Annotated in this window: 1 protein-coding gene; it reads left to right on the top strand. The window is 71.1% G+C overall.

Features of this window, described 5'->3' with window-relative positions; genetic code table 11:
- A partial coding sequence (locus tag PJ985_RS23175) for a type I polyketide synthase (protein WP_271685850.1) occupies positions 1–1,220 on the top strand: 1,220 nt, incomplete at both ends.

Below are 1,220 nucleotides of genomic sequence, written 5' to 3' on the forward strand. Positions count from 1 at the left end.
GCTCGCGGTGAGTGCCCTGGAGGACGCGGTCACCAACGATCTCGGCTGTGTCACCGTCGCCGACATCGACTGGGGCCGCTTCGCGCCCGCGTTCAGTTCGGGCCGCCCCAGTCCGCTGTTCAACGAACTGCCCGAGGCTGCCGAGGCCACGGACGGAGAGCCCTCCGCCTCGAACACCGACAGCGCCACGCCCTTGCGTCGCCGGCTGGCCGGAATGGGTGCGGGTGACCGCCGGCTGACGCTGCTGACCCTGGTGCGGACCGGCGCCGCCACCGTGCTGGGCCACGCAGCGGTGGAAAGCGTCACGGCGACACGGCCGTTCTCCGACCTGGGGTTCGACTCGCTCACCGCCGTGGAACTGTGCGACCGGCTGAACAGGGCGACAGGTCTCGCGCTCCCCGCGACACTCGTGTTCGACTATCCCACCGCCCAGTCGATGGCCGACCGGCTCGCCGAACTGCTTGAGCCCGCCCTCGTTGCGGTGGACACCCCGGCTACGCCCGCGGTCAGGGTCGCTGAGCCGGACGAGCCGATCGCGATTGTCGGTATGGCTTGCCGTTACCCCGGTGGGGTGGCCTCGCCGGAGGAGTTGTGGGAGCTGGTGTCCTCCGGGGCCGACGGCATCAGTGCCTTCCCCGCCGACCGGGGCTGGGAGCTTTCCCGGGCGCAGGGGGACTTCGCGGCCGAAGGCGGCTTTGTTCGCGACGCCACTGCTTTCGATGCCGACGTGTTCGGTATCTCGCCGCGTGAAGCGGTGGCGATGGACCCGCAGCAGCGGCTGCTGCTGGAGACGTCCTGGGAGACCTTCGAGCGGGCAGGCCTGAACCCGGGCTCCTTGCACGGCACCCGGGTCGGTGTGTTCGTCGGTGCCTCGACGTCCGGCTACGGCACCGGTGGCCGGACCGGCGGCGCGGACGGCCACCTCATGACCGGCATGTCCAACAGCGTGATGTCCGGCCGGGTGGCCTACTCGTTCGGGCTGGAAGGCCCGGCAGTCACCGTGGACACGGCGTGTTCCTCGTCCCTGGTGGCCCTGCACCTGGCGGCGCAGTCGCTGCGCAACGGCGAGTGCACCATGGCACTCGCCGCCGGTGTCACCGTCATCGTGAGCCCTGAGATCTTCGCAGAGTTCGACCGTCAGGACGGGCTGGCGGCCGACGGCCGGTGCAAGGCGTTCGCGGCGGCGGCGGACGGCACGGGCTGGTCCGAGGGTGTGGGTG

Origin of the sequence: Streptomyces sp. ACA25, from assembly GCF_028200735.1 — a bacterium.
Lineage (GTDB): Bacteria > Actinomycetota > Actinomycetes > Streptomycetales > Streptomycetaceae > Streptomyces.